Genomic DNA, 21,791 nt, shown 5'->3' on the forward strand with positions numbered 1-21,791 from the left:
AAACTTATCAGCAATAGCAAAACATATTTAAGCTTCTTAGTGATCAAAGTTGGCTAACCAGTTCTTTTAGTATCAGGGTAAGTTTTGGTTCGGCGGCTGTGGCCACGGCAAGTATCTCTTCAACCGATACCGGTTTCAGAGTTTCGGGGAAGCCCTCGTCCGTTAAAACCGAAATGGCGAAAACAGGCAAACTCATGTGGTTAGCTACAATTACTTCGGGTACGGTGCTCATACCTACTGCGTCGCCACCAATTATCCGTAAAAACTTATACTCGGCACGGGTTTCGAGGTTCGGGCCCGTAACCGATACATAAACACCTTTATGGCACGGAATATTGTGATCGGCAGCAATTTTTAGCCCTTTAGCTATTAAAGCCTGGCTGTAAGGCTCGCTCATATCGGGGAAACGCGGTCCAAGAGCGTTCTCGTTATTGCCAACCAGGGGGTTATGGTGCTGCAGGTTGATATGATCTTCGATGATCATCAGGTCGCCTTTTTTAAAGGCAGGGTTTAAGGCTCCGCTGGCATTCGATACAAACAGGGTTTTAACACCCAGCATTTTCATTACCCTTACCGGGAAAGTGATCTGCTGCATGGTATAGCCTTCATAATAGTGCAGGCGGCCCTGCATAGCCACAACCTTTTTACCGGCCAGCGTACCGAATATCAGTTTACCCGAGTGGAACTCCAGGGTCGAGATCGGAAAATCAGGAATGTTGCTGTACATCATCTGCTTTTCAACCTGTATCTCGTTAACCAAACCACCCAAACCGGTGCCTAAAATAATACCCACCTCGGGTTCAAAATCGCCTATGCGGCTTTTAATATAACTTGTTGTACGTTGTATGTTCTCTAACATAATTCTTTATTATTTGATCAAACTGCTGCCCGTTTTCCAAAAACTCAACCTGTATGGGCAGCACCAGGATATCAAGTTGTTTAACTATTGTTTGTAAAGCCTGTTCACCTAAACGCTGCGCATCCTTTTCTGTTGTAATAACCAGTTTTTTTTGTGCGCTACAGGCTTTAAAACCATCGGCAAGTTTAGTGATATTTTTTAAGGTATAAGGATGATGATCGGGATAATTATGATGAATAAGCTGTTTTGCCTGTTTTTGCAGATGGTTTACCAATGGTTTGGGATTGGCTATCCCGCTCAATAAAAATACGGTAGTTTCGTCGTCGATTACCCGGTTTGATTTGTCGCCGTTTAAACCGTGCAAAGCAGTATAGCTTATCCCGGCAAAAAATAGCTGTTGCCCGGCAAAAGGTTTTATCCTCGTCTTGATTCTTTCTTTTCGGATATCGGTCAAATCCATCGGGCATTTGGTCACTACAATCGCATCGGCTCGCTTGCGCCCGGCAAAAGGCTCGCGCAGGTTACCGGCCGGCAATAAAAAATGAGGTTCAAATATGCGGCTGTAATCGAACAATAAAATGTTCAACCCGGGTTTTACTGCACGGTGCTGATAGGCATCATCTAAAATAATCAGATCGTGGTTATCCTTCAGGTGTTCAATACCTGCAACACGTTTCTCGCAAACGGCAACGGTAATGTCAGGAAATTTGTGCTTAAACTGGGCCGGTTCGTCGCCTGATTCAGTGGCAGTAGCAGTTGCAGAAGCAGTTAAAAAGCCTTGTGTTTTTCTTCCATATCCTCGGCTGAGGGTAGCCAGTTTGTGATCGCCTTTCAATAAGCGGATCAGATATTCGGTCATTGGGCTTTTACCTGCGCCGCCAACATCCAGGTTACCTACCGAAATAACCGGTATATCAAAGCCCTGGCTTTTAAACAAGCCGGCATCATAACACAGGTTACGAATGATGATAACCAATGCATAAGGCCACGAAAAAGGCAGTAAAAGCCAGCGCAGGTATTTTAGCATATCAGGCCGTAAAGATACGAAACAGCTACTTAGCAACCACGCGGCCTAAAAAAGTAAAACCCGGCCATTACAGCCGGGCTTACTCACTCAACTAATCAAACCTCAAAATCTTAGTTGTGGCTTTTAAATGGCAGCGACGAAAATACATTGATGGCCAAAGTATGGTTGTTTTCGACTACCTGGCTATAGGCAGCGGTGAGGTTGCGCTGCTGTACATATTGATACAGATAGCCCAGTTCGACCTTGGTGAATTTGCCGGTATTTAAGCCGAGCCCTATTCCAAAGCGATTCTGATCGAACGTATTATATTTGACGTTTTTGCCAAAGGCGACAAAAACTTCATCGTAAACAGGCACATACCATGGCGAGGTTTTACCTAAGGGGATGTTAGCTTTAAGCATATATCTTACCCGGTTCTCAAACCGCACATTGGTAAACGTGCCAACGGCCGCGTCGCCAAAAAAACGCTGTTCGAGGCGCAACCTATTGATGATATCTACTCCTCCGGTTTGCTGCGTCAGTTGCAGCTGTTGCCATATCCGGTGCTCGGGGAAGGCGGTTTTCGCTATCGGAATTTCTCCGTAAGGATAAGTTTCGACATAAGCATAACCGGCGGTTGCCAATATGTTTTTGTTAAGTTTATAAAATATGCCCGGCCTTAAAAGCAGTTGCTGCCAGCCGCTGAAACCTTCATTCCGCCTGATTTGTATTTCGGCGTGCAGGCCAAAGTTATCCGTAATTAAATGCTGCCCGTTGTACACCACCCAGGCGTTAAAGTTATCGCTGTTAACGCGCGGGTTGGTTTGGGCTTTTGCCCGATGACCGTACATCGCCAAAAAGCAAATGAACAAGCCAATCGTCGATGTTTTTATATGATGATATACTGAAGAAATGAACATAGCTTTAAATAAGGCCGGGCAATTGCCCGCCCGGCCGGTTTTCGAACTATTAACTATTATTGGGGGAAAAATTAAACTGTTATTGTATCCGGAGCCTTGGCATCCCTCAGTTTCAGATCGTGCAGCATACCGTCGGCCAGGTCGTACACCCACCCGTAAAAGTTAAGGGTTTGCCCTTTCTGTAGAGCATTCTGCACAATAGCAGTCGATTTTAACTGGTAGATCTGCTCTTCCACGTTCAGTTCCACCAGCCTGCGGTGCCGCATTTCGGTATCGGTAATGGCGTTCAGTTCATCACTGTGCGCACGGTCGATATCGCGGATATGGCTCAGCCACTGATCGAGGTTACCCTGCGTACCACCGGCAACAGCCGCGCGGATACCACCGCAGCCATAGTGCCCGCAAACTACAATATGCCTTACCTTAAGGGCCTCGACGGCATATTGCACTACCGACATCAGGTTAATATCACTCGGGATAACCTGGTTGGCAATATTGCGATGGCTGAATATTTCGCCCGGTTGCGCGCCTGTGATCACTTCCATCGGTGCACGGCTGTCGGAGCAGCCAATGATGAGGTATGGGGGCGACTGGCCCTTATTCAGGTTAGCAAAGTAGTTTACATCCAGGTGCAGCTTCTCGGCTATCCATTTGCGGTTATTATTAAACAACTCGTTATAATGCTGATGGTCGTGATGCCCATGTTCATGCTGATCCCTTGCTTCGATCTTAGCTTCCAGGAAAGAATAATGATCTTTTAACCCGGTAATAGTACATGGGATGTTCTCCATCGCAGCCCGGCTTTTAAACTCCTGCAATATCTCCAAACAATCCTGTTCGATGTAGCGGGTTTGGCCGGCATCCACCCAAACGCTCATACCAGGTTTTATTTCATTGAAAAACTCATTCAGGTGGGCCTTGTTCAAAAACGTAACCTGCTCCGATAGTACCAGCTGTTTCATGGTGCCTTTCGGGGTGATGCGCTGCGTGGTGTAGATCAGGTCTTTGGTTGCATTCACCAATATAAATATGATACTTACGCCCATACCGATCAGAACACCTTTCAGCAAGTCGGTGAGGATAATTGCAAGAACGGTTATTACAAACGGAGTAAACTGGTTCCAGCCGGCTTTGTACATATCCCTAAACAGCTGTACTTTGGCCAGCTTGTAACCAACCATAATCAGTATCGCCGCTAAACTCGCCAGCGGTATTTTGTTCATCAATACCGGTATGAGCAATACAGCCACCAGCAATAATATGCCATGAAATATGCTCGACGCTTTGGTTTTGGCGCCCGAGTTAACGTTGGTTGCACCACGTACAATTACCGCAGTTAAAGGCAGCCCGCCCAGTAAACCGGCAACGGCATTACCTACGCCCTGCGCTATCAGCTCGCGGTTTAACGGTGTGGAGCGCTTCAGCGGGTCGAGCTTATCAACCGCTTCAATGCTTAGTAAGGTTTCTAAACTTGCAACAAAAGCAATAGTAAAAGCTACCGTAAGCACTTCGGGGTTGGCGATTTTCGAAAAATCAGGGAACTTTAAATTGGTGGCAAAATCGCCGATGCTTGAGAATACAGGTATCTGTACAAAGCTGTTAGCCTTGAGATGAAAGACATCCGGCGCACCCTGTAAAACCACCGAGGCCAATACACCTACTATCACAACTACTAAACCCGAAGGGAAAGCTTTTACTTTTTTAAACAGGGGCGTGTCCCACAATAGCAGCAGGGCCATCGACAAAACAAAGATGATGATGGCGCCCGGGGTAAGTTTTGATAACAGGTGAGTGATCTCGGTAAAAGTATTGCTGTGATCGGCCTGTGCAAAGGCAAAATCGCCCTCGGCGTCGGCATCGTACCCAAACGCATGAGGGATCTGTTTTAAGATCAATATGATGCCTATCGCGGCAAGCATACCTTTAATAACGTTTGAAGGGAAATACAGGCCTATTTTGCCGGCCTTCACCAATCCTAATATAACCTGGATAACACCCGCTAAAACTACGCTGACCAGAAAGGCTTCGTACGAATGTAAACTGATGATAGCCGAAGCTACGATAGTAGTTAAACCAGCCGCCGGGCCGCTGACTGCCAATTGCGAACCGCTGATAAAACCAACTACCACACCGCCAACTATGCCGGTTATAATGCCCGCTAATAAGGGCGCGCCGCTTGCCAGTGCTATACCCAGGCATAGCGGCAAAGCCACCAGGAAGACTACCAGGCCTGCCGACAGGTCCTGCTTAAATGTATTTTTGAATGAAAGTTCCATTTTGAGGTTTTTAAAAATATCAATGATGTGTTTTATCCCCGCGAAAGGGTAAACATGAACTAATTACTCCCTGATCGGTAAAATGACCGGGATGACAGATCGTGGTTCAGCCGAAAATGCCGAACGGTGGTCTGCAAAAAAAAGATTGATATTTTTAAACGAGCGGTGGACGGAAAACCTCGTTCACATGATCGCGCACCTTACCGGGGCGGTAATGGTGAAACAATGCCTTTACTGCATTGCTCTCGTAAATCGCAGCCATGTGGTTATCGGGCATTATGTTATGGTAGTCGATAAAAGATTTGCTGAAGTCTTTTTCGATGTCCTTATCGGCGTTGTCTTTATCATCATTCACGTCATCCCCGGTATCCTGATCAGAACCGTGCTGATCGGAGCAGGCAAAAAACGGAAGATCATGGCTGATAAGTTGGTGAGTAGCACCCGAAAGTGCTTTAAATGAGGGCATAGCAGGCTGCACACGTGCCATTAAAAATAGCGCGATAAATAAGAAAGCCATGCCCGTTTTGATGCCCATTGTTACAAATATATTCATCAACGTAAAAAAAACCGCATTTAATATGCGCTATTGCGTTTTTATGACAATCCTTAGCAAAAGCACGCTTAAACGGTGCGGCTATTTCTTACCGTCGAGCCAGTCCAGCGAATATTGGAGTACATTGTCCCCTGCCCCGCTTTTTGCTTTAACCAGATAATCAGGCGCTACAGGTGCGCTGTCGTTGGTATTACCATTGGGGCGTATCCACAACGTGGTCGACGTAAATGCCAGGAAGCCGGTGTTAGGCAGGCTGATGTTGCATAGCTCACCATAGTCGTTGGCCGGTTCGCCGACAGGCTCGCCTATCAGGGTAGCCAGCTTATAGTCTTTCACTGTTGATGCCAGCATGTTGGCGCTCGAAAAAGTGAACGGGCCCGTGAGGAAACAAACCTTACCTTTATATTGATATTTGCGGCCATCGGGTTTACGCATATCATTGGGGCCAAACTTTAAGAAGGTACCGTTGTCCATCGAAAAATACCTCTCGGGTTTGGAGTAATTTAACCCGGGAGTTTTCATCTGTGTTTTAAATTGCTGGCTTACCTTAAGTTCAGAACCGCCGGCCATACGATAAGGGGTGCGGGTAAGATAACCCAACAGGTAGTCGCCCAGGCTCGAGTCTCCGCCGCTATTCTCGCGCAGATCAACCACCAATTTATCAATCTTCTGGTCATCTATCGCTTTAAATACCGAATCGGCAAATTTCTCAAAGCGGTCGCGCTTTTCCATCGATCTGAAATTCAGATAACCATACCCTTCTTTAAGCACTGTAAATGTGTAAGGAGCCGGGTTAGCCGCGCCGGCCGACATGGCGGCCACGTATTCGGGCGAAGTAACTCCGTTAAGTTGTATATTCATTTGATGATTATCCTTGTCTGTATATTCAATCAGATAAGGCGCATGCAAACCAAGCACTGCCGCAAGCAAGGGGAAACTCTTAATAGCTATCACTTTTTTGAATGATGCCAGGCCCCCTTTCAACTGCATCATCTGACTAAACAAAGTTTGTGATGGGATGCCGTTTATCGCGGTAACTTTTATATTCTCTAACTCTTTACCTTTTCCTATCACATTAGCTTCAAACCGGTTATTATTAAAATCTGTAATCAGCAGCGGAACATACTTTAGCCGCCCGCTTCTAAACTGCGATCGTACAAAAGCCGGTGTGTTTACGCTGGTATGGCCCTCGCCAATAAAAGCTGTGATCTGCAAAAAGGTTTTGTATGCCATTAACGACGGCACGGTATCGGGCAATGCTTTGAGCAGCGAATCCGTTTTACGGGACAATACTTCAGGCGAAACATCGTGATACAGGTTTGGGTGGATGTCTGCGGCATTACTAATCAAAAAATGAGCGTCATCGGCAACCTGCTTGCGCAAAAACTTAACAGAGTCCTGTGCCTGTGCGGATGCGAATAGTGCGGTAATTATTACGGCAATTAACAGTAGGTTTTTCATTCTGCTATTAGAGACGATATCTTTTTGTAAAGGTTGCAGTACTTTATAAAAAAAGCCCTGCTCGTTTTGCGGGCAGGGCTTTTAATATTTGAATCGAAGTGTAGCTTATTCAGCTTTTTCTTCAGCGGCTTCGTCAGCAGCAGGTGCCTCAGGCGCTTCTTCTTTAACTTCAACAGCTGGCTCAGCTTTAGCTTCAACAGCTACAGTTTTACCTTTGCCCGAACCACGACGACGGGTTGATTTTTTAGTTGCTTGCTCAGTGTCTTTACCGTAAACAGTGTTGTAGTCAACCAACTCGATGATCGCCATTTCAGCGTTATCACCTAAACGGTTTTCTAACTTAACGATACGGGTATAACCACCCGGACGGTTAGCGATTTTTTCAGCTACTTCGCGGAACAGGATAGTTACAACTTCTTTGTCTTGCAGATAGCTAAACGCTGTACGACGTGAGTGCGTAGTATCGTTTTTAGCTTTGGTTAAGATTGGCTCAACATACATACGTAAAGCTTTTGCTTTAGCTAATGTTGTTTGGATACGCTTGTGCAGGATAAGCGATGATGCCATGTTCGCCATTAAGGCTTTACGGTGACTGTCGGTACGGCCTAAATGGTTTACTTTTTTTCCGTGTCTCATTGTTTTGTTGTTTGTGGCACGTGCATACCGTTGGGCGGCGGTTTCGTCAAGCCCTCGGAATTATGCCTGGTTAATTAATTATTAGATTTGAGTATTGAGATTTGAGATTCGAGGCCTCTTCTCCCGCTTACCCGTTTGCTTTAAATAAAAATGTGAGATGTTTGACCGAGAAAAATCTCCTATCTAACATCTCACATCTAATATCTTATTCCTCGTCTAACTTAAATTTCGACAGGTTCATACCAAAAGATAAGCCTTTTGATTTCACCAGGTCCTGTATCTCAGTCAGCGATTTTTTACCGAAGTTTCTGAACTTTAACATATCAGCCACGTCGTACGATACCAGGTCGGCCAGGCTGCGGATATCGGCTGCTTTCAAGCAGTTTAACGCACGTACCGAAAGGTCAAGGTCAACCAGTTCGGTTTTCAGGATCTTGCGCATGTGCAGGATCTCTTCGTCAACCTCTTTGGTTTCTTCTTTAGCCTGCGCCTCTAACATCATGTTCTCATCGCTGAACAGCATGAAGTGTTGGATCAGGATCTTGGCTGCTTCTTTCAAAGCGTCTTCCGGGTGGATCGAACCGTCGGTAGCAATATCCAGTACTAATTTCTCATAGTCGGTTTTTTGCTCAACGCGGTAGTTTTCGATCGTGTATTTTACGTTTTTGATAGGCGTATAGATCGAGTCGATCGCGATAACACCTAACATAGCGTCCGGATTTTTATTTTCTTCGCTTGCAACATAACCGCGGCCTTTGCCAACAGTCAGTTCAATTTCAAGCGTAACCGACGAATCCATGTTGCAGATAACCAGCTCAGGGTTCAATACGGTAAAGTTGTTCGAAAACTTGGTGATATCGCCGGCAGTAAAGCTATCCTGGCCGTTGATGATCACGAATATCTTTTCAGAATCGCCCGACTCGCCGGTTTTTTTCATACGTACCTGTTTCAGGTTCAATATGATCTCGGTAACATCTTCAACCACACCTTTGATGGTCGAAAACTCATGAGTTACTCCCGAAAAACGAACAGAAGTAATCGCATAACCTTCCAGTGATGAAAGTAAGATACGACGTAAAGCATTACCAATGGTTATACCGAAACCTGGCTCTAACGGACGGAATTCAAACGTACCATCAAAATCAGTTGATTTCTGCATGATAACCTTATCAGGTTTTTGAAATGCTAATATTGCCATTTATTATCCTTGTTTATGTTTGCTTGTTAATAGATTTGAGATGTGAGATATGAGATATGAGACTTTTTCTCTCGCTCTCTGTCCTGCTATCTAAAACCTTTTTTTCTCTTTTATGTGAAATGATAAAATGAGATATGAGATTTTGACTTCCGTCTCAAATCTCATATCTAAAATCTCATATCTTATTTCGAGTACAACTCGACGATCAGGTTTTCCTTAATGTTTTCCGGGATCTCGTCGCGGTTAGGGTAGTTAAGGAATGTACCGGTTAAGCTTGCTGCATCCCACTGCAACCAGCTGTGTTTATTTATTTTGCGGCCGGCTACCGAGTTCGAGATCGCTTCAAGCGATTTTGATTTTTCGCGAACTGCAACAACATCGCCTGGTTTTAATGTATACGATGCAATGTTTACCACTTCGCCGTTAACAGTAATATGTTTGTGGCCAACCAGCTGGCGTGCACCCGAGCGGGTTGGAGCGATACCTAAACGGTAAACTGCATTATCTAAACGGGCTTCTAAAAACTTCAATAAGTTTTCGCCGGTAATGCCTTCTTTAGCCGAAGCACGGTGAAACAGATTTTCGAACTGACGCTCTAATACACCGTAAGTGTATTTTACCTTTTGTTTCTCCATCAACTGAGTTGAGTACTCAGATTGTTTACCTCTTCTTTTCGAAGCACCGTGCATACCCGGTGCATAGTTTTTACGCTCTAACGCTTTATCAGGACCGAAGATCGGCTCTCTGAAACGGCGTGCAATTCTGGATTTTGGACCTGTATATCTTGCCATTTTTGTGTTTTTTTAAAGTATCAACAGGCCCGCAGCCTGCGACTCTTAGCTTTAAAAATTATAATTAATTAAACTCTTCTACGTTTTGACGGACGGCAACCATTGTGTGGCAGCGGGGTGATGTCCTTAATGGTAGTTACCTCGATACCGGCAGTTTGCAAAGTACGGATAGCCGACTCGCGACCGGCACCCGGGCCTTTAACAAAAACTTCTACTTTGCGTAAGCCTAAATCATAAGCTACTTTGGCGCAATCAGAAGCCGCCTGGCCTGCAGCATACGGAGTGTTCTTTTTCGAACCTTTGAAACCCATTTTACCAGCCGAAGACCATGATATAGCCTGACCGTTTTTGTTGGTTAAGGTAATGATGATGTTGTTGAAAGTAGCATTGATATGCGCTTCGCCAACAGGCTCAATAACTACAATACGCTTTTTGGTTACTTTTTTAGTTTTAGCCATTTTCTTTTTTTGAGATTTTAGATAGGAGACTTGAGACAACTGTTATCCCGGCACTCTTATCTTGTTTCTATCTATTGTTCCAGATACAGGCTTACGCCTTACCTATCAATTATTATTTAGTTACTTTCTTTTTGTTAGCAACTGTTTTACGTTTGCCTTTACGGGTACGTGAGTTGTTCTTGGTACGCTGGCCACGTAACGGTAAACCTTTACGGTGACGGGTACCACGGTAACAACCGATATCCATTAAACGTTTAATGTTCAGTTGTACTTCAGAGCGTAGAGCACCTTCAACTTTTACTTTATCGTTGATGATTGTACGGATGGCGGTTAATTGCTCATCGGTCCAGTCTTGTACTTTAGTATTGAAGTCGATACCTGCTTCAGCTAAAATTTGCTGAGATTTTGTACGACCGATACCGTAGATGTACGTTAGTCCGATCTCTCCGCGTTTGTTTTTTGGTAAATCAATACCTGCTATCCTTGCCATATTTGTTGTTTGTTTTCAAGTAAGACCGAACGGCGGGCCACCGTTGTACGGATCATTACGATTCTTCCTTTAATTATCCCTGACGTTGTTTGTATTTAGGGTTCTTTTTGTTGATCACATAAAGTTTCCCTTTACGACGGATGATCTTGCAATCAGCGCTACGTTTTTTTATTGATGCTCTAACTTTCATCTCTTTGGTTATTTATATCTGTACGTTATTCTGCCTTTTGTTAAATCGTAAGGGCTCATCTCCAGTTTCACCCTGTCGCCAGGTAATATTTTGATATAATGCATACGCATTTTACCCGAAATATGCGCAATAATTTCATGGCCGTTCTCCAGTTCGACCCTGAACATTGCATTTGATAATGCCTCCTTTATTGTACCGTCTTGCTCAATTGAAGCCTGTTTGGCCATATATTACTGATTTCTATACAATTATCCGCCCTAAAAGCGGGATGCAAAATTAACAAATATTTTTAATTAAAACTATTTTTTATTTAAAACTTCTTCGATATACGAAAAGGTGGAAAGTATATCGGCTTTGCCTTTGCTTACCGCGACAGTATGTTCGTAATGAGCTGATACTTTACCATCAATGGTCGATACTGTCCAGCCGTCATCCCAAAACCTTACGCCGGCACGTCCTGCGTTGATCATCGGTTCAATGGCGATTACCATCCCCTCTTCCAGTTTGATACCCGATCCGCGTTTACCATAATTTGGCACTTCCGGCTTTTCATGCAGCTTGGTGCCCACCCCGTGGCCTACCAGCTCTTTCACAACACCGAAGCCGTTCTTTTCCGCATGTTCCTGTACCGCGTAACCGATATCGCCAACGCGCATTCCCACAACTGCCTTTTCGATACCCAGTACCAAACATTCTTTGGTTACCTGCATCAGTTTAGCAGCGGTTTCGCCCACTTCGCCCATCGGGAAAGTATAAGCAGAGTCGCCATAGTACTTGTTCAGTACCACGCCGCAATCAACCGATACCAGGTCGCCTTCCTGCAATTCATATTTGCCGGGGAAACCGTGTACTACCTGATTGTTTAACGAAATACAAAGTGAATACGGGAAACCGTTATAATTTAAAAATGCGGGGACGCCCTTGTTATCACGAATGAACGTCTCCGCAAGTTTATTTAATTCGATTGTCTGGATGCCTGGCCGGATGACCTTAGCGATCTCTCCAAGTGTTTTGGAAACAAGTAACGAACTCTCTCTGATCAGTTCTATCTCTTCAGCAGATTTATAATTGATCTTCGACATTACTTATATTGCCGATGGCGTTGTACCTGATGCTGTCGGAACGGCTGTTCTTCCCTGTATCCTGCCTGTTTTCATCAAACCATCGTAATGGCGCATTAACAGGTGGCTTTCAATTTGCTGTAAAGTATCCAACACTACACCCACCAAAATGATAAGCGAGGTACCGCCGAAAAAGCGAGCAAACTGGTTGTTTACACCTGCCAGTGTCACGATTGCCGGTATGATAGCAATGATAGCCAGGAAGATTGAACCCGGCAGGGTGATCCTTGATATTACTCCATCAATAAACTCGGCGGTAGCTTTACCTGGTTTGATACCCGGTATAAAACCATTGTTCTTTTTCATATCATCGGCCATCTGGTTTGGATTAACCGTAATAGCTGTGTAGAAAAACGTAAATACAATGATCAATACCGCAAACAACAGGTTATGGCCCCACGAAGTATAATCAGACAGTGCAATTAATACGCTGCTCGATGCTATCGAAGGGAAAAATTGTGATATCGTAGCCGGTATAAACATCAGTGCCTGGGCAAAAATGATAGGCATTACACCCGCAGCATTTACCTTTAACGGAATATACTGACGGACGCCGCCGTATTGTTTATTACCTACGATACGTTTGGCATATTGTACCGCGATCTTACGCGTCCCCTGTACAATCAGGATGGTAAACATTACCACAACAATTAAGGCCACTAACTCCACGATGAAGATGAACAAACCACCCGAACCGTTGATCCGTGTTAAAAACTCGTTGCTTAAAGCACCAGGCAATTGGGCGATGATACCCACCATGATAATAAGCGATATACCGTTACCAATACCTTTATCAGTGATCTTTTCGCCAAGCCACATTACAAATAATGTGCCTGCCGTTAACACGAATACCGATAAAATAGTAAAGTATGGCTCGCCGATCAACCGTGCAGAAACCTGCGATTTTACATAACCTATAGCCTGCAAAGCAGTAATGCCTATAGTTAAATAGCGGGTCCACTGGTTAAGCTTGTTACGGCCGCTTTCACCCTCTTTTTGCAATTTCTGAAAGTAAGGCACTGCAATACCCAATAATTGCACCACGATAGATGCCGAAATATAAGGCATTACACCTAACGCAAAAATTGATTGACGGCCGAATGATCCGCCGGCAAACATATTCAACAATCCCATCAAACCTTCCTTGGTTTTCTGGGAGTCAAGTGTCGAAGGGTCAACACCCGGCAACACGATAAATGAGCCTATACGGTATATTAAAAGAAATAAGAATGTGTTGGTTATACGCACTCTTAAATCTTCAATCTTCCAGATATTCGATAATGTGGTGAAAAATTTCTTCATCGAAGTTTATAACTTAACAATTGAACCGCCTGCTGCTTCAATAGCTTTTTGCGCAGTGGCCGAAAATGCATGTGCTGTTACCTCTAATTTGGCTTTCAGTTCGCCACGACCCAGGATCTTAACCAGGTCGTTACGCGATACCAAACCATGTTCTTTCAAAGTATCAAAGTTTACAACCGAAACTTTGTGCTCGTCGACCAGGCTTTGCAAAGCATCGAGGTTAACACTTACATATTCAACACGGTTAGGATTTTTAAAGCCTACCTTAGGTACCCGGCGCTGTAACGGCATCTGTCCGCCTTCAAAACCAATTTTGGTTGAAGTACCCGAACGTGAGCCCGCACCTTTATGACCACGGGTTGAAGTTCCGCCACGGCCCGAACCGGTACCACGGCCAATTCTTTTTCTATTTTTAGTAGAACCTTCTGCAGGTTTCAGATTACTTAAATTCATAACATTAAATGTTTTCTACTGCTACCAAATGATTTACTTTTCTAACCATGCCGATGATAGCTGCATTTGCTTCAACTTCAACACTATGATTTATTTTCTTTAAACCTAATGCTTCGATGGTTTTTTTCTGGCGCTCACTTCTATCGATCACGCTTTTAATCTGGGTTATTTTGATTTTTGCCATGACTGATTATCCGTTAAATACTTTACCTAAACTAACTCCGCGTTGCTGAGCCACAGTATAAGCATCGCGCATTTGCGACAGGGCCGATACCGTTGCCTTAACCACGTTGTGCGGGTTTGACGAACCTTTTGATTTTGCCAATACATTGTGTATACCGGCACTCTCCAATACAGCACGCATCGCGCCGCCGGCAATTACACCGGTACCGTTTGCGGCTGGTTTCAGGAATACGAAACCACCCGAAAATTTACCGATCTGCTCGTGAGGGATAGTGTTGTTGATGATCGGAACTTTTACCAGGTTCTTTTTAGCATCATCTATACCTTTTGCAATCGCTTCGGTAACCTCTTTAGCTTTTCCTAAACCGTAACCTACTATGCCATGCTCATCGCCTACTACCACAATGGCAGAAAAGCTGAAGGTACGGCCACCTTTGGTTACTTTGGCTACACGCTGGATGCTTACCAAACGGTCTTTTAATTCGATCTCGCTTGATTTTACTCTTTTTATGTTAATAGTTGACATCTCTTGTTGTAATTAAAAATTTAAACCACCTTCACGTGCACCATCGGCTAACGATTTAACTCGGCCATGGTACAGGTAACCGTTACGATCGAACACTACATCTTTGATACCGGCTGCGATAGCTTTCTCAGCAATCAGCTTACCAACCGCTACCGATTGATCTGATTTATTGCCTTTGGTAGCAAACTCTTTTGATGCCGATGAAGCCGATACTAAGGTTTTGCCCTGAACATCATCTATAATTTGAGCATAAATACCTTTATTGCTCCTGTACACTGACAAGCGCGGACGCTCGGTAGAACCTGTCAGGCGTTTCCTGATCCCTTTTTTGATTCTATCTCTTCTTGATAATTTACCTGTCATGACGATTATTTTTTAGATGCTGATTTACCTGCTTTTCTTCTCAATACCTCGCCAACAAACTTGATACCTTTACCTTTGTAAGGCTCCGGTGCACGTAACGAGCGAATCTTCGCTGCTACCTGGCCAATCAGTTGTTTATCGATCGACTCCAGAATGATGGTCGGGTTTTTACCCTTCTCAGCAGTAGTTGAAACTTTAATCTCTTTTGGCAACTCAAATACATAGTGGTGAGAGTAACCCAACACCAGGTCTAACGTATTGCCTGTGTTTGTTGCACGGTAACCTACACCTACCAGCTCCTGCTCGAGCTTGTAACCTGTGGTTACACCTACAACCATATTATTGAGCAATGCACGGTATAAGCCGTGTAATGCTTTGTGACGCTTTTGCTCCGAAGGGCGTTTTACAACGATGTTTCCTTCTTCCTGTGCAATAGTGATATCGCTATCAACTAATTGGCTCAATTCGCCTTTAGGGCCTTTTACCGTTACGGTGTTATTATCAGACACGGTAACTGTAACGCCTGCCGGGATTGCTATTGGTGCTTTTCCTACTCTTGACATTTCTTAGTTCTCCTTATGTTTGATTAATAAACGTAACATAAAACTTCGCCGCCTACATTTTGTGCGCGAGCTTCTTTATCGGTCATTACACCTTTCGAAGTCGACAAAATGGCGATACCTAAACCATTTAATACACGCGGCATGTTATCAGCGCCTGCGTATTTACGCAAACCTGGCTTGCTCACACGTGATACACTGCGTATTGCAGATATCTTGGTGATCGGATGGTACTTCAAAGCTACTTTGATAGTGCCTTGCGGACCGTTATCCTCAAATTTGAAATTTGCAATGTAACCTTTGTCGAAAAGCACTTTCGTGATCTCTTTTTTCAGGTTCGATGCAGGGATCTCCACAACCCTATGGTTGGCTTTAATGGCATTTCTTACCCTGGTGAGGTAATCTGCTATTGGATCTGTATTCATTTTTATTGATCTGTGATGGTGGTTTCCTTCCGGTAACATCCCGGACGACCTGCCATCGGTTAATTCTTAGTCTTGAGTCTAAAGTCGTTAGTCTTGAGTCTGATTTGACTCAGAACTCAAGACCAACGACTCTTGACTATTTATCTTACCAGCTCGCTTTCTTTACTCCCGGGATCTTGCCGGCCAAAGCCATTTCGCGGAATGTAACACGCGAAATACCAAACTGGCGCATATAACCACGAGGGCGGCCTGTTAATTTGCAACGGTTGTGCAGTTTTACCGGCGATGCTGCTTTAGGCAATTTATCTAACGCGATATAATCACCGGCTGCTTTAAGGGCTGCTCTTTTCTCAGCATATTTAGCTACTAACTTAGCACGTTTCAATTCGCGTGCTTTTACACCTTCTTTAGCCATCGTTAATTGTTTGTTTGATTTTTAAATGGTAAACCAAATTGTTTCAGCAACTCTAAAGCTTCAACATCATTTTTTGCTGAGGTTACAAAGGTAATATCCATACCCATAATTTTATTGATCTTGTCAATATTTATCTCAGGGAAAATGATCTGCTCGGTTATACCCAAAGTATAATTACCGTGACCGTCAAAACCTTTATCGTTAATACCTTTGAAATCGCGGATACGTGGCAATGCAACGGCAATTAAACGATCTAAAAACTCGTACATGTTGTTATCGCGTAAAGTAACGCGCACACCAACAGGCATGTTTTTACGTAATTTGAAGTTCGAGATATCTTTTTTCGATTTCGAAGCTACAGCTTGCTGACCAGTGATGGTCGATAATTCGTTGATGGCAACATCGATCAGTTTTTTATCGGTAGTTGCAGCGCCAACACCCTGGTTGATCGCGATTTTTTCCAGTTTCGGAACCTGCATAACGCTTTTGTACTGAAATTTATCTTTCAGTGCGGTACGGATTTCCTCTTTGTATTTCGATTTTAATCTTGGTACGTAAGCCATTATTTAATTTCCTCCCCTGATATTTTTGCAACCCTAACCAGTTTACCTGCAGCGTTTTTAATACGGCCAACACGGGTTGGTTTACCCGATTTCGGGTCGATCAACATCACGTTAGAGATGTGTAAAGCTGCTTCCTGCTTGATGATACCGCCGTTAGGGCTGGTAGCATTAGGTTTTGTATGTTTTGATACCATGTTAGCGCCTTCAACCACTACGCGGTTTGCCGAGGCCAACACTTCTAATATTTTACCTTCTTTGCCTTTTGAGTCGCCGGCGATAACTTTTACGGTATCACCTTTTTTGATCTTCAGTTTAGGCTGTTTATTCGATTTTCTTTCCATGTTACAATACCTCCGGTGCTAATGATACAATTTTCATGAATTGTTTCTCACGCAACTCCCTTGCAACCGGGCCAAAGATACGTGTACCACGTGGTTCGTCCTGGTTGTTCAGCAACACGGCTGCGTTATCGTCAAAGCGGATGTAAGAACCGTCTTTACGGCGGATCTCTTTTTTAGTTCTAACCACTACGGCTTTAGAAACTGTACCCTTTTTAATGTTACCTGATGGCAAAGCGCTTTTTACGGTTACAACAATTTTGTCGCCGATAGAGGCATATCTTTTGCCTGTGCCGCCCAATACACGGATCACTAAAACTTCTTTAGCTCCGCTATTGTCGGCTACGTTCAATCTTGATTCCTGTTGTACCATGTTATTTAGCCCTTTCTAAAATTGTAACCAATCTCCAATTTTTGCTTTTGCTCAGTGGGCGGGTTTCCATGATCAACACGGTATCGCCGATGCCGCAAGTGTTTTCCTCGTCGTGAGCCATAAATTTGGTGGTTTTCTTTACGAATTTACCATAGATAGGGTGCTTCACTTTACGCTCAACCGCTACAACAATAGATTTCTGCATCTTATTGCTGACTACCAATCCGGTACGGGTTTTTCTCAAATTTCTTTCCATTTTTTTCTAAAAATTAATTCTTTTCAGAAGCAGGCGCCGCTTTGCGCTTAGTTAATTCAGTATTTAAACGAGCAATATCTTTCCTCACTTTGGTGATACGGCTTGGGTTCTCGATAGCCGAAACCGCGTGAGCGAATTTCAGTTTATTGAGGTTCCCTTTTTCTTCCGCTATCCTTGCAGCAAGTTCTTCAGTTGATAGCTCTAAAATTTCTGAGTTCTTCATTTTCTTGTTAATTATTCGTTGCCTGTACTTTGCGTTATCCTGCGTTTAAGAGGCAAAGCCATCTGCTAACCTGTTTACTATTCTACGTAATCCCTACGTGTGATAAATTTTGTTTGTACCGGTAATTTTTGAGCGGCAAGGCGTAAAGCTTCTTTGGCGATCTCCAGTGGTACGCCCTCTGCTTCGAAGATGATCCTTCCGGGGCGAACTACTGCCACCCAGTACTCTGGCGCACCTTTACCTTTACCCATACGCACCTCTGCTGGTTTTTTGGTTACAGGTTTATCCGGGAAAATACGGATCCACACCTGGCCTTCACGTTTCATGTAACGTGTTACAGCGATACGGGCCGACTCGATCTGGCGGCTGGTGATCCAGGCTGCTTCGAGTGATTTTATACCGAAAGATCCGAATGAAAGTTCAGCACCACGGGTGGCTAAACCTTTCATCCTGCCTTTTTGCATCTTTCTGAACTTCGTTCTTTTTGGCTGTAGCATTGTCTTTAATTCTTATAAACGATGTCTCGTCGACTTTGTAATTTCTGTTATCTTATCTCTTTCCACCTGGGCGGTTACCACCCTGGCCACCGCGGTTGTTGCCGCCCGGACGGTTGTTACCACCACCTCTGCGATCGTTACCACCTCTGCGGTCACCACCACCACGACGGTCGCCGCGGTCGCCGCCACGATCACCGAATGATGCTGCTCCTTCAGGGCGTCCACCTTTACCGCTTGCGCTGCTTGCTGCACCAATGTTTGGTGATAAGTCGCGTTTGCCGTAAACTTCGCCTTTGCAGATCCAAACCTTCACACCTATTTTACCATAGGTAGTTAAAGCTTCGCCTAAAGCATAGTCGATATCGGCACGGAAAGTGTGCAATGGGATACGGCCTTCTTTATATTGCTCGCTACGCGCCATCTCAGCACCGCCTAAACGGCCGGATGTCATTACTTTGATACCTTCGGCACCCATACGCATGGTCGAAGCTATTGAAGTTTTCATGGCACGGCGAAACGAGATACGTGCTTCCAATTGTTTTGCGATACCTTCGGCAACTAACTGTGCGTCGAGCTCAGGGCGTTTGATTTCGAAGATGTTGATCTGAACGTCCTTTTTAGTCAGTTTTTTCAACTCTTCTTTAATTTTATCAACTTCCTGGCCACCTTTACCGATCACGATACCCGGACGGGCAGTGTGAATGGTTACGGTGATGCGTTTTAAAGTACGCTCGATAACTACTTTCGATACGCCGCCTTTAGCGATACGAGCCGAAAGATATTTGCGGATTTTTTCGTCCTCAACTAATTTGTCGGAGTAGTTGTTGCCACCGAACCAGTTTGAATCCCAGCCTCTGATGATTCCTAAACGGTTTCCTATTGGATGTGCTTTCTGTCCCATTTCAAATTAGTTATTTGCGTTTTTACTATCAACAATTATCGTAACGTGGTTTGAACGTTTACGGATACGGTAACCTCTTCCTTGCGGAGCGGGGCGTAATCTTTTTAACTGACGGCCACCGCCTACAGATACTTCTTTTACAAACAGGCCTGCATCTTCTGCTTTCACACCTTCGTTTTTAGCTTCCCAGTTGGTGATAGCCGAAACCAAAAGTTTCTCAACGCGGATAGCCGCTTCTTTATTTGTAAATTTTAAGATGCTTAACGCTTTAAAAACGTTTTCGCCGCGGATCAGGTCAACCACCAGGCGCATTTTGCGCGGAGAGGTCGGGCAGTCCTGTAATTTAGCGATAGAAGCGCCGCCTACAACAGCTTTTGCTGCTTCTTTCTGCTGTCTGATCAATACAGACTTTTTGATTTTAGTTGTTGCTTCCATGCCTTATTTTTTCTTTTCTGCGTGACCACGGAATGTACGGGTTGGCGCAAACTCTCCCAGCTTGTGGCCAACCATGTTTTCTGTTACATACACAGGGATAAACTTGTTACCGTTGTGTACCGCGAACGTATGACCAACGAAATCAGGAGAGATCATTGAACGGCGCGACCAGGTTTTTACTACCGACTTTTTGTTTGAATCATTCAGGGTCAGAACTTTTCTTTCCAGGTTATGATCAATATATGGTCCTTTTTTAATTGAACGTGCCATTATTTCTTCCTTCTTTCAATGATATAACGATCTGATGTTTTCTTCTTGTCGCGGGTTTTGTAGCCTTTAGCTAATAAACCTTTACGTGAGCGTGGGTGACCACCCGAAGCACGGCCTTCGCCACCACCCATAGGGTGATCTACCGGGTTCATTGCTACACCACGAACGCGAGGGCGACGGCCCAACCAGCGTTTGCGGCCGGCTTTACCTAACACTTCATTAGCTTTGTCGCCATTTGAAACTGTACCGATAGTAGCCAGGCAGGTTGCCAGGATCATACGGGTTTCGCCTGAAGGCAATTTAATGATCGCGTATTTACCATCGCGAGCCGAAAGCTGGGCATAAGTACCTGCCGAACGGGCAATGATACCACCCTGGCCAGGGTTCAATTCGATGTTGTTGATGATAGAACCCAGCGGAATGCTTTTCAACGGTAAAGTGTTGCCTACTTCAGGGGCAACTGCTTCACCCGATAAAACAACCTGGCCTACGGTTAAGCCTTCAGGTGCTATCATATATCTTTTTTCACCATCGGCGTAGTGCAACAGGGCAATACGTGCCGAACGGTTTGGATCGTATTCGATCGTCGCTACAGTAGCCGGGATATCAAACTTGTTGCGTTTGAAATCGATCAGCCTGTACGATTTTTTGTGACCGCCGCCAATATAGCGCATGGTCATCTTACCATCGTGGTTACGGCCACCGCTGCGTTTGTGCGATACCACCAACGTCTTTTCGGGAACGTTGGTCGTCACATCCGAGTAATCGGCGCCTACCCTGAAACGGGTACCCGGGGTTACCGGTTTAAATCTTTTAACTGCCATCTTTATATCGTGCTATAAAAGTCAATAGTTTCACCATCTTTCAAAGTTACGATAGCCTTTTTGTACTTAGCGGCGCGGCCCGATACCGGTCCGGCTTTCGTATTACGGCTTTTTAACTTTCCAACGTAGCGCATGGTGTTAACAGCTACAACTTCGATACCATACATAGCTTTGATGGCATCGGCGATCTGAATTTTGTTAGCTCTCGGATCAACGATAAAAGAGTAACGGTTAAGCTTATCGGTTAGGATAGATACTTTTTCAGTAAGTAAGGGTTTCTTTAATACTTCCATGATTACTTGGCAAATGCCTCCTCCAAAGTTTTAACAGAACCGGTAGTTAATAACAGCTTGCCAGCGTTCAACACATCGTAAGTGTTTAACTGATCAGCGGTGATCACTTTCGCTTTTTTCAGATTCCTGCTTGATAAATAAATATTGTCGTTTGCCGATGGCAGTACTAACAAAGTTTTTTCGTTAGTTAAGTTCAGATCAGCAACGAATTTGATATAGCTTTTAGTTTTTACGGCTTCAAAGTTGAAGTCTTCCAAAACTACGATGCTGTTATCTTTTGCTTTGTATGATAAAGCCGATTTACGGGCAAGCGCTTTCAGCTTTTTGTTCAGCTTAAAGCTATAGTCGCGCGGTTGCGGGCCAAATACACGGCCACCACCGTTAAACAAAGGAGATTTAATGCTACCTGCACGGGCGCCGCCTGTACCTTTTTGTTTATATAATTTGCGGGTCGAACCTGCAATCTCGTTGCGTTGTTTCGCTTTGTGAGTCCCTTGACGCTGGTTAGCCAAATATTGCTTAACGTCTAAGTAAATTGCGTGATCGTTGGGCTCAATACCAAATACCGACTCAGGTAGATGCAAACTTGCACCTGTTTCTTTACCTGATACATTTAATACTTTAACTTCCAT

General features: G+C 44.4%; 34 protein-coding genes. All 34 read right to left on the reverse strand.

Going from position 1 to position 21,791, the window contains the following annotated elements; genetic code table 11:
• Positions 1 to 43 precede the first annotated feature (43 nt).
• Positions 44 to 859, reverse strand: coding sequence for a purine-nucleoside phosphorylase (locus tag BEL04_RS17200; protein WP_066006016.1), 816 nt, complete (start codon positions 857 to 859; stop codon positions 44 to 46).
• Entirely contained in the window at positions 822 to 1,886 is a 1,065-nt protein-coding gene (gene lpxK, locus BEL04_RS17205; protein ID WP_066006017.1) for a tetraacyldisaccharide 4'-kinase, read from the reverse strand. The genes BEL04_RS17200 and lpxK overlap by 38 nt, the downstream gene beginning before the upstream one ends.
• A gap of 110 nt (positions 1,887 to 1,996) precedes the next feature.
• Positions 1,997 to 2,785 (reverse strand): DUF2490 domain-containing protein, encoded by a 789-nt coding sequence (locus BEL04_RS17210; RefSeq protein ID WP_083227972.1) that lies wholly within the window; start codon positions 2,783 to 2,785, stop codon positions 1,997 to 1,999.
• A gap of 71 nt (positions 2,786 to 2,856) precedes the next feature.
• Positions 2,857 to 5,061, reverse strand: a complete 2,205-nt coding sequence (locus tag BEL04_RS17215; RefSeq protein ID WP_066006019.1) for a SulP family inorganic anion transporter — start codon at positions 5,059 to 5,061, stop codon at positions 2,857 to 2,859.
• Positions 5,062 to 5,215: 154 nt separating this feature from the next.
• A complete protein-coding gene (locus BEL04_RS17220) occupies positions 5,216 to 5,614 on the reverse strand; it encodes a hypothetical protein (protein ID WP_066006020.1) in 399 nt (132 codons plus the stop codon).
• An 81-nt stretch (positions 5,615 to 5,695) separates the two neighbouring features.
• Positions 5,696 to 7,075, reverse strand: coding sequence for a S41 family peptidase (locus BEL04_RS17225; protein WP_066006021.1), 1,380 nt, complete (start codon positions 7,073 to 7,075; stop codon positions 5,696 to 5,698).
• Between the two features lie 105 nt (positions 7,076 to 7,180).
• A complete protein-coding gene (gene rplQ, locus BEL04_RS17230; protein WP_066006022.1) occupies positions 7,181 to 7,711 on the reverse strand; it encodes a 50S ribosomal protein L17 in 531 nt (176 codons plus the stop codon).
• 205 nt (positions 7,712 to 7,916) lie between these two features.
• Complete coding sequence (locus tag BEL04_RS17235) at positions 7,917 to 8,909, reverse strand: DNA-directed RNA polymerase subunit alpha (RefSeq protein WP_066006023.1); 993 nt, start codon at positions 8,907 to 8,909, stop codon at positions 7,917 to 7,919.
• A gap of 182 nt (positions 8,910 to 9,091) precedes the next feature.
• Positions 9,092 to 9,700, reverse strand: coding sequence for a 30S ribosomal protein S4 (rpsD, locus tag BEL04_RS17240; protein WP_066006024.1), 609 nt, complete (start codon positions 9,698 to 9,700; stop codon positions 9,092 to 9,094).
• A gap of 68 nt (positions 9,701 to 9,768) precedes the next feature.
• On the reverse strand, positions 9,769 to 10,158 hold the full coding sequence (rpsK, locus tag BEL04_RS17245; protein WP_066006025.1) for a 30S ribosomal protein S11: 390 nt from the start codon (positions 10,156 to 10,158) through the stop codon (positions 9,769 to 9,771).
• A 112-nt stretch (positions 10,159 to 10,270) separates the two neighbouring features.
• Positions 10,271 to 10,648: a 30S ribosomal protein S13 gene (gene rpsM, locus BEL04_RS17250; protein ID WP_066006026.1), complete on the reverse strand. Its 378-nt coding sequence runs from the start codon at positions 10,646 to 10,648 to the stop codon at positions 10,271 to 10,273.
• A gap of 73 nt (positions 10,649 to 10,721) precedes the next feature.
• Positions 10,722 to 10,838 carry a 50S ribosomal protein L36 gene (gene rpmJ / locus BEL04_RS23880; RefSeq protein WP_008506259.1) on the reverse strand — a complete coding sequence of 39 codons (117 nt, stop codon included), beginning with the start codon at positions 10,836 to 10,838 and terminating at the stop codon, positions 10,722 to 10,724.
• 8 nt (positions 10,839 to 10,846) lie between these two features.
• Positions 10,847 to 11,065 carry a translation initiation factor IF-1 gene (infA, locus tag BEL04_RS17255; protein ID WP_008506260.1) on the reverse strand — a complete coding sequence of 73 codons (219 nt, stop codon included), beginning with the start codon at positions 11,063 to 11,065 and terminating at the stop codon, positions 10,847 to 10,849.
• A 72-nt stretch (positions 11,066 to 11,137) separates the two neighbouring features.
• Positions 11,138 to 11,920, reverse strand: coding sequence for a type I methionyl aminopeptidase (gene map, locus BEL04_RS17260; protein WP_066006027.1), 783 nt, complete (start codon positions 11,918 to 11,920; stop codon positions 11,138 to 11,140).
• A gap of 3 nt (positions 11,921 to 11,923) precedes the next feature.
• Positions 11,924 to 13,261 (reverse strand): preprotein translocase subunit SecY, encoded by a 1,338-nt coding sequence (gene secY / locus BEL04_RS17265; RefSeq protein WP_066006028.1) that lies wholly within the window; start codon positions 13,259 to 13,261, stop codon positions 11,924 to 11,926.
• Positions 13,262 to 13,267: 6 nt separating this feature from the next.
• The gene (gene rplO / locus BEL04_RS17270; RefSeq protein ID WP_066006029.1) at positions 13,268 to 13,714 is read right to left on the reverse strand and encodes a 50S ribosomal protein L15; all 447 of its coding nucleotides are present in this window, start codon (positions 13,712 to 13,714) and stop codon (positions 13,268 to 13,270) included.
• 4 nt (positions 13,715 to 13,718) lie between these two features.
• Entirely contained in the window at positions 13,719 to 13,898 is a 180-nt protein-coding gene (gene rpmD, locus BEL04_RS17275; protein WP_066006030.1) for a 50S ribosomal protein L30, read from the reverse strand.
• Between the two features lie 6 nt (positions 13,899 to 13,904).
• Positions 13,905 to 14,423: a 30S ribosomal protein S5 gene (gene rpsE / locus BEL04_RS17280; protein ID WP_066006031.1), complete on the reverse strand. Its 519-nt coding sequence runs from the start codon at positions 14,421 to 14,423 to the stop codon at positions 13,905 to 13,907.
• Between the two features lie 12 nt (positions 14,424 to 14,435).
• On the reverse strand, positions 14,436 to 14,786 hold the full coding sequence (gene rplR / locus BEL04_RS17285) for a 50S ribosomal protein L18 (protein WP_066006032.1): 351 nt from the start codon (positions 14,784 to 14,786) through the stop codon (positions 14,436 to 14,438).
• 5 nt (positions 14,787 to 14,791) lie between these two features.
• The gene (gene rplF, locus BEL04_RS17290) at positions 14,792 to 15,349 is read right to left on the reverse strand and encodes a 50S ribosomal protein L6 (RefSeq protein WP_066006033.1); all 558 of its coding nucleotides are present in this window, start codon (positions 15,347 to 15,349) and stop codon (positions 14,792 to 14,794) included.
• Between the two features lie 23 nt (positions 15,350 to 15,372).
• Positions 15,373 to 15,771 (reverse strand): 30S ribosomal protein S8, encoded by a 399-nt coding sequence (gene rpsH / locus BEL04_RS17295; RefSeq protein WP_066006034.1) that lies wholly within the window; start codon positions 15,769 to 15,771, stop codon positions 15,373 to 15,375.
• Between the two features lie 145 nt (positions 15,772 to 15,916).
• The gene (gene rpsN, locus BEL04_RS17300) at positions 15,917 to 16,186 is read right to left on the reverse strand and encodes a 30S ribosomal protein S14 (RefSeq protein ID WP_066006035.1); all 270 of its coding nucleotides are present in this window, start codon (positions 16,184 to 16,186) and stop codon (positions 15,917 to 15,919) included.
• Positions 16,187 to 16,188: 2 nt separating this feature from the next.
• The gene (gene rplE, locus BEL04_RS17305) at positions 16,189 to 16,749 is read right to left on the reverse strand and encodes a 50S ribosomal protein L5 (protein WP_066006036.1); all 561 of its coding nucleotides are present in this window, start codon (positions 16,747 to 16,749) and stop codon (positions 16,189 to 16,191) included.
• Complete coding sequence (rplX, locus tag BEL04_RS17310) at positions 16,749 to 17,060, reverse strand: 50S ribosomal protein L24 (protein ID WP_175404110.1); 312 nt, start codon at positions 17,058 to 17,060, stop codon at positions 16,749 to 16,751. The genes rplE and rplX overlap by 1 nt, the downstream gene beginning before the upstream one ends.
• A gap of 31 nt (positions 17,061 to 17,091) precedes the next feature.
• A complete protein-coding gene (gene rplN, locus BEL04_RS17315) occupies positions 17,092 to 17,460 on the reverse strand; it encodes a 50S ribosomal protein L14 (protein WP_066006038.1) in 369 nt (122 codons plus the stop codon).
• Position 17,461: 1 nt separating this feature from the next.
• Positions 17,462 to 17,716 (reverse strand): 30S ribosomal protein S17, encoded by a 255-nt coding sequence (rpsQ, locus tag BEL04_RS17320; RefSeq protein WP_066006039.1) that lies wholly within the window; start codon positions 17,714 to 17,716, stop codon positions 17,462 to 17,464.
• 13 nt (positions 17,717 to 17,729) lie between these two features.
• Positions 17,730 to 17,939 (reverse strand): 50S ribosomal protein L29, encoded by a 210-nt coding sequence (gene rpmC / locus BEL04_RS17325; protein WP_066006040.1) that lies wholly within the window; start codon positions 17,937 to 17,939, stop codon positions 17,730 to 17,732.
• A 77-nt stretch (positions 17,940 to 18,016) separates the two neighbouring features.
• Positions 18,017 to 18,436 carry a 50S ribosomal protein L16 gene (gene rplP, locus BEL04_RS17330; RefSeq protein WP_066006041.1) on the reverse strand — a complete coding sequence of 140 codons (420 nt, stop codon included), beginning with the start codon at positions 18,434 to 18,436 and terminating at the stop codon, positions 18,017 to 18,019.
• A gap of 52 nt (positions 18,437 to 18,488) precedes the next feature.
• A complete protein-coding gene (rpsC, locus tag BEL04_RS17335) occupies positions 18,489 to 19,337 on the reverse strand; it encodes a 30S ribosomal protein S3 (RefSeq protein ID WP_066006042.1) in 849 nt (282 codons plus the stop codon).
• A 6-nt stretch (positions 19,338 to 19,343) separates the two neighbouring features.
• On the reverse strand, positions 19,344 to 19,772 hold the full coding sequence (gene rplV, locus BEL04_RS17340; RefSeq protein WP_066006043.1) for a 50S ribosomal protein L22: 429 nt from the start codon (positions 19,770 to 19,772) through the stop codon (positions 19,344 to 19,346).
• 3 nt (positions 19,773 to 19,775) lie between these two features.
• A complete protein-coding gene (gene rpsS, locus BEL04_RS17345) occupies positions 19,776 to 20,042 on the reverse strand; it encodes a 30S ribosomal protein S19 (protein WP_066006044.1) in 267 nt (88 codons plus the stop codon).
• Positions 20,042 to 20,866, reverse strand: coding sequence for a 50S ribosomal protein L2 (gene rplB, locus BEL04_RS17350; RefSeq protein ID WP_066006045.1), 825 nt, complete (start codon positions 20,864 to 20,866; stop codon positions 20,042 to 20,044). Before rplB ends, rpsS begins: the two co-directional genes overlap by 1 nt.
• 2 nt (positions 20,867 to 20,868) lie before the next feature.
• Positions 20,869 to 21,159, reverse strand: coding sequence for a 50S ribosomal protein L23 (rplW, locus tag BEL04_RS17355; protein ID WP_066006046.1), 291 nt, complete (start codon positions 21,157 to 21,159; stop codon positions 20,869 to 20,871).
• 2 nt (positions 21,160 to 21,161) lie between these two features.
• Positions 21,162 to 21,791 carry a 50S ribosomal protein L4 gene (rplD, locus tag BEL04_RS17360; RefSeq protein ID WP_066006047.1) on the reverse strand — a complete coding sequence of 210 codons (630 nt, stop codon included), beginning with the start codon at positions 21,789 to 21,791 and terminating at the stop codon, positions 21,162 to 21,164.

The organism is Mucilaginibacter sp. PPCGB 2223 (genome assembly GCF_001705515.1).
Lineage (GTDB): Bacteria > Bacteroidota > Bacteroidia > Sphingobacteriales > Sphingobacteriaceae > Mucilaginibacter.

Coding starts and splice junctions, on each gene's coding strand:
- BEL04_RS17225 (WP_066006021.1), bottom strand. CDS start 7,075: ATGAAAAACCTACTGTTAATTGCCGTAATAATTACCGCACTATTCGCA.
- rpsK (WP_066006025.1), bottom strand. CDS start 10,158: ATGGCTAAAACTAAAAAAGTAACCAAAAAGCGTATTGTAGTTATTGAG.
- rplV (WP_066006043.1), bottom strand. CDS start 19,772: ATGGAAGCAACAACTAAAATCAAAAAGTCTGTATTGATCAGACAGCAG.
- secY (WP_066006028.1), bottom strand. CDS start 13,261: ATGAAGAAATTTTTCACCACATTATCGAATATCTGGAAGATTGAAGAT.
- rplB (WP_066006045.1), bottom strand. CDS start 20,866: ATGGCAGTTAAAAGATTTAAACCGGTAACCCCGGGTACCCGTTTCAGG.
- rpsE (WP_066006031.1), bottom strand. CDS start 14,423: ATGTCAACTATTAACATAAAAAGAGTAAAATCAAGCGAGATCGAATTA.
- BEL04_RS17220 (WP_066006020.1), bottom strand. CDS start 5,614: ATGAATATATTTGTAACAATGGGCATCAAAACGGGCATGGCTTTCTTA.
- BEL04_RS17200 (WP_066006016.1), bottom strand. CDS start 859: ATGTTAGAGAACATACAACGTACAACAAGTTATATTAAAAGCCGCATA.
- rplE (WP_066006036.1), bottom strand. CDS start 16,749: ATGGCTTACGTACCAAGATTAAAATCGAAATACAAAGAGGAAATCCGT.
- rpsN (WP_066006035.1), bottom strand. CDS start 16,186: ATGGCTAAAGAAGGTGTAAAAGCACGCGAATTGAAACGTGCTAAGTTA.
- lpxK (WP_066006017.1), bottom strand. CDS start 1,886: ATGCTAAAATACCTGCGCTGGCTTTTACTGCCTTTTTCGTGGCCTTAT.
- rpmD (WP_066006030.1), bottom strand. CDS start 13,898: ATGGCAAAAATCAAAATAACCCAGATTAAAAGCGTGATCGATAGAAGT.
- infA (WP_008506260.1), bottom strand. CDS start 11,065: ATGGCCAAACAGGCTTCAATTGAGCAAGACGGTACAATAAAGGAGGCA.
- rplF (WP_066006033.1), bottom strand. CDS start 15,349: ATGTCAAGAGTAGGAAAAGCACCAATAGCAATCCCGGCAGGCGTTACA.
- rplN (WP_066006038.1), bottom strand. CDS start 17,460: ATGGTACAACAGGAATCAAGATTGAACGTAGCCGACAATAGCGGAGCT.
- rpsD (WP_066006024.1), bottom strand. CDS start 9,700: ATGGCAAGATATACAGGTCCAAAATCCAGAATTGCACGCCGTTTCAGA.
- rpsC (WP_066006042.1), bottom strand. CDS start 19,337: ATGGGACAGAAAGCACATCCAATAGGAAACCGTTTAGGAATCATCAGA.
- rplR (WP_066006032.1), bottom strand. CDS start 14,786: ATGACAGGTAAATTATCAAGAAGAGATAGAATCAAAAAAGGGATCAGG.
- BEL04_RS17235 (WP_066006023.1), bottom strand. CDS start 8,909: ATGGCAATATTAGCATTTCAAAAACCTGATAAGGTTATCATGCAGAAA.
- BEL04_RS17210 (WP_083227972.1), bottom strand. CDS start 2,785: ATGTTCATTTCTTCAGTATATCATCATATAAAAACATCGACGATTGGC.
- rpmJ (WP_008506259.1), bottom strand. CDS start 10,838: ATGAAAGTTAGAGCATCAATAAAAAAACGTAGCGCTGATTGCAAGATC.
- rplD (WP_066006047.1), bottom strand. CDS start 21,791: ATGGAAGTTAAAGTATTAAATGTATCAGGTAAAGAAACAGGTGCAAGT.
- rplO (WP_066006029.1), bottom strand. CDS start 13,714: ATGAATTTAAGTAATCTGAAACCTGCAGAAGGTTCTACTAAAAATAGA.
- rpsS (WP_066006044.1), bottom strand. CDS start 20,042: ATGGCACGTTCAATTAAAAAAGGACCATATATTGATCATAACCTGGAA.
- rplQ (WP_066006022.1), bottom strand. CDS start 7,711: ATGAGACACGGAAAAAAAGTAAACCATTTAGGCCGTACCGACAGTCAC.
- map (WP_066006027.1), bottom strand. CDS start 11,920: ATGTCGAAGATCAATTATAAATCTGCTGAAGAGATAGAACTGATCAGA.
- rplW (WP_066006046.1), bottom strand. CDS start 21,159: ATGGAAGTATTAAAGAAACCCTTACTTACTGAAAAAGTATCTATCCTA.
- rpsH (WP_066006034.1), bottom strand. CDS start 15,771: ATGAATACAGATCCAATAGCAGATTACCTCACCAGGGTAAGAAATGCC.
- BEL04_RS17215 (WP_066006019.1), bottom strand. CDS start 5,061: ATGGAACTTTCATTCAAAAATACATTTAAGCAGGACCTGTCGGCAGGC.
- rpsM (WP_066006026.1), bottom strand. CDS start 10,648: ATGGCAAGGATAGCAGGTATTGATTTACCAAAAAACAAACGCGGAGAG.
- rpmC (WP_066006040.1), bottom strand. CDS start 17,939: ATGAAGAACTCAGAAATTTTAGAGCTATCAACTGAAGAACTTGCTGCA.
- rpsQ (WP_066006039.1), bottom strand. CDS start 17,716: ATGGAAAGAAATTTGAGAAAAACCCGTACCGGATTGGTAGTCAGCAAT.
- rplP (WP_066006041.1), bottom strand. CDS start 18,436: ATGCTACAGCCAAAAAGAACGAAGTTCAGAAAGATGCAAAAAGGCAGG.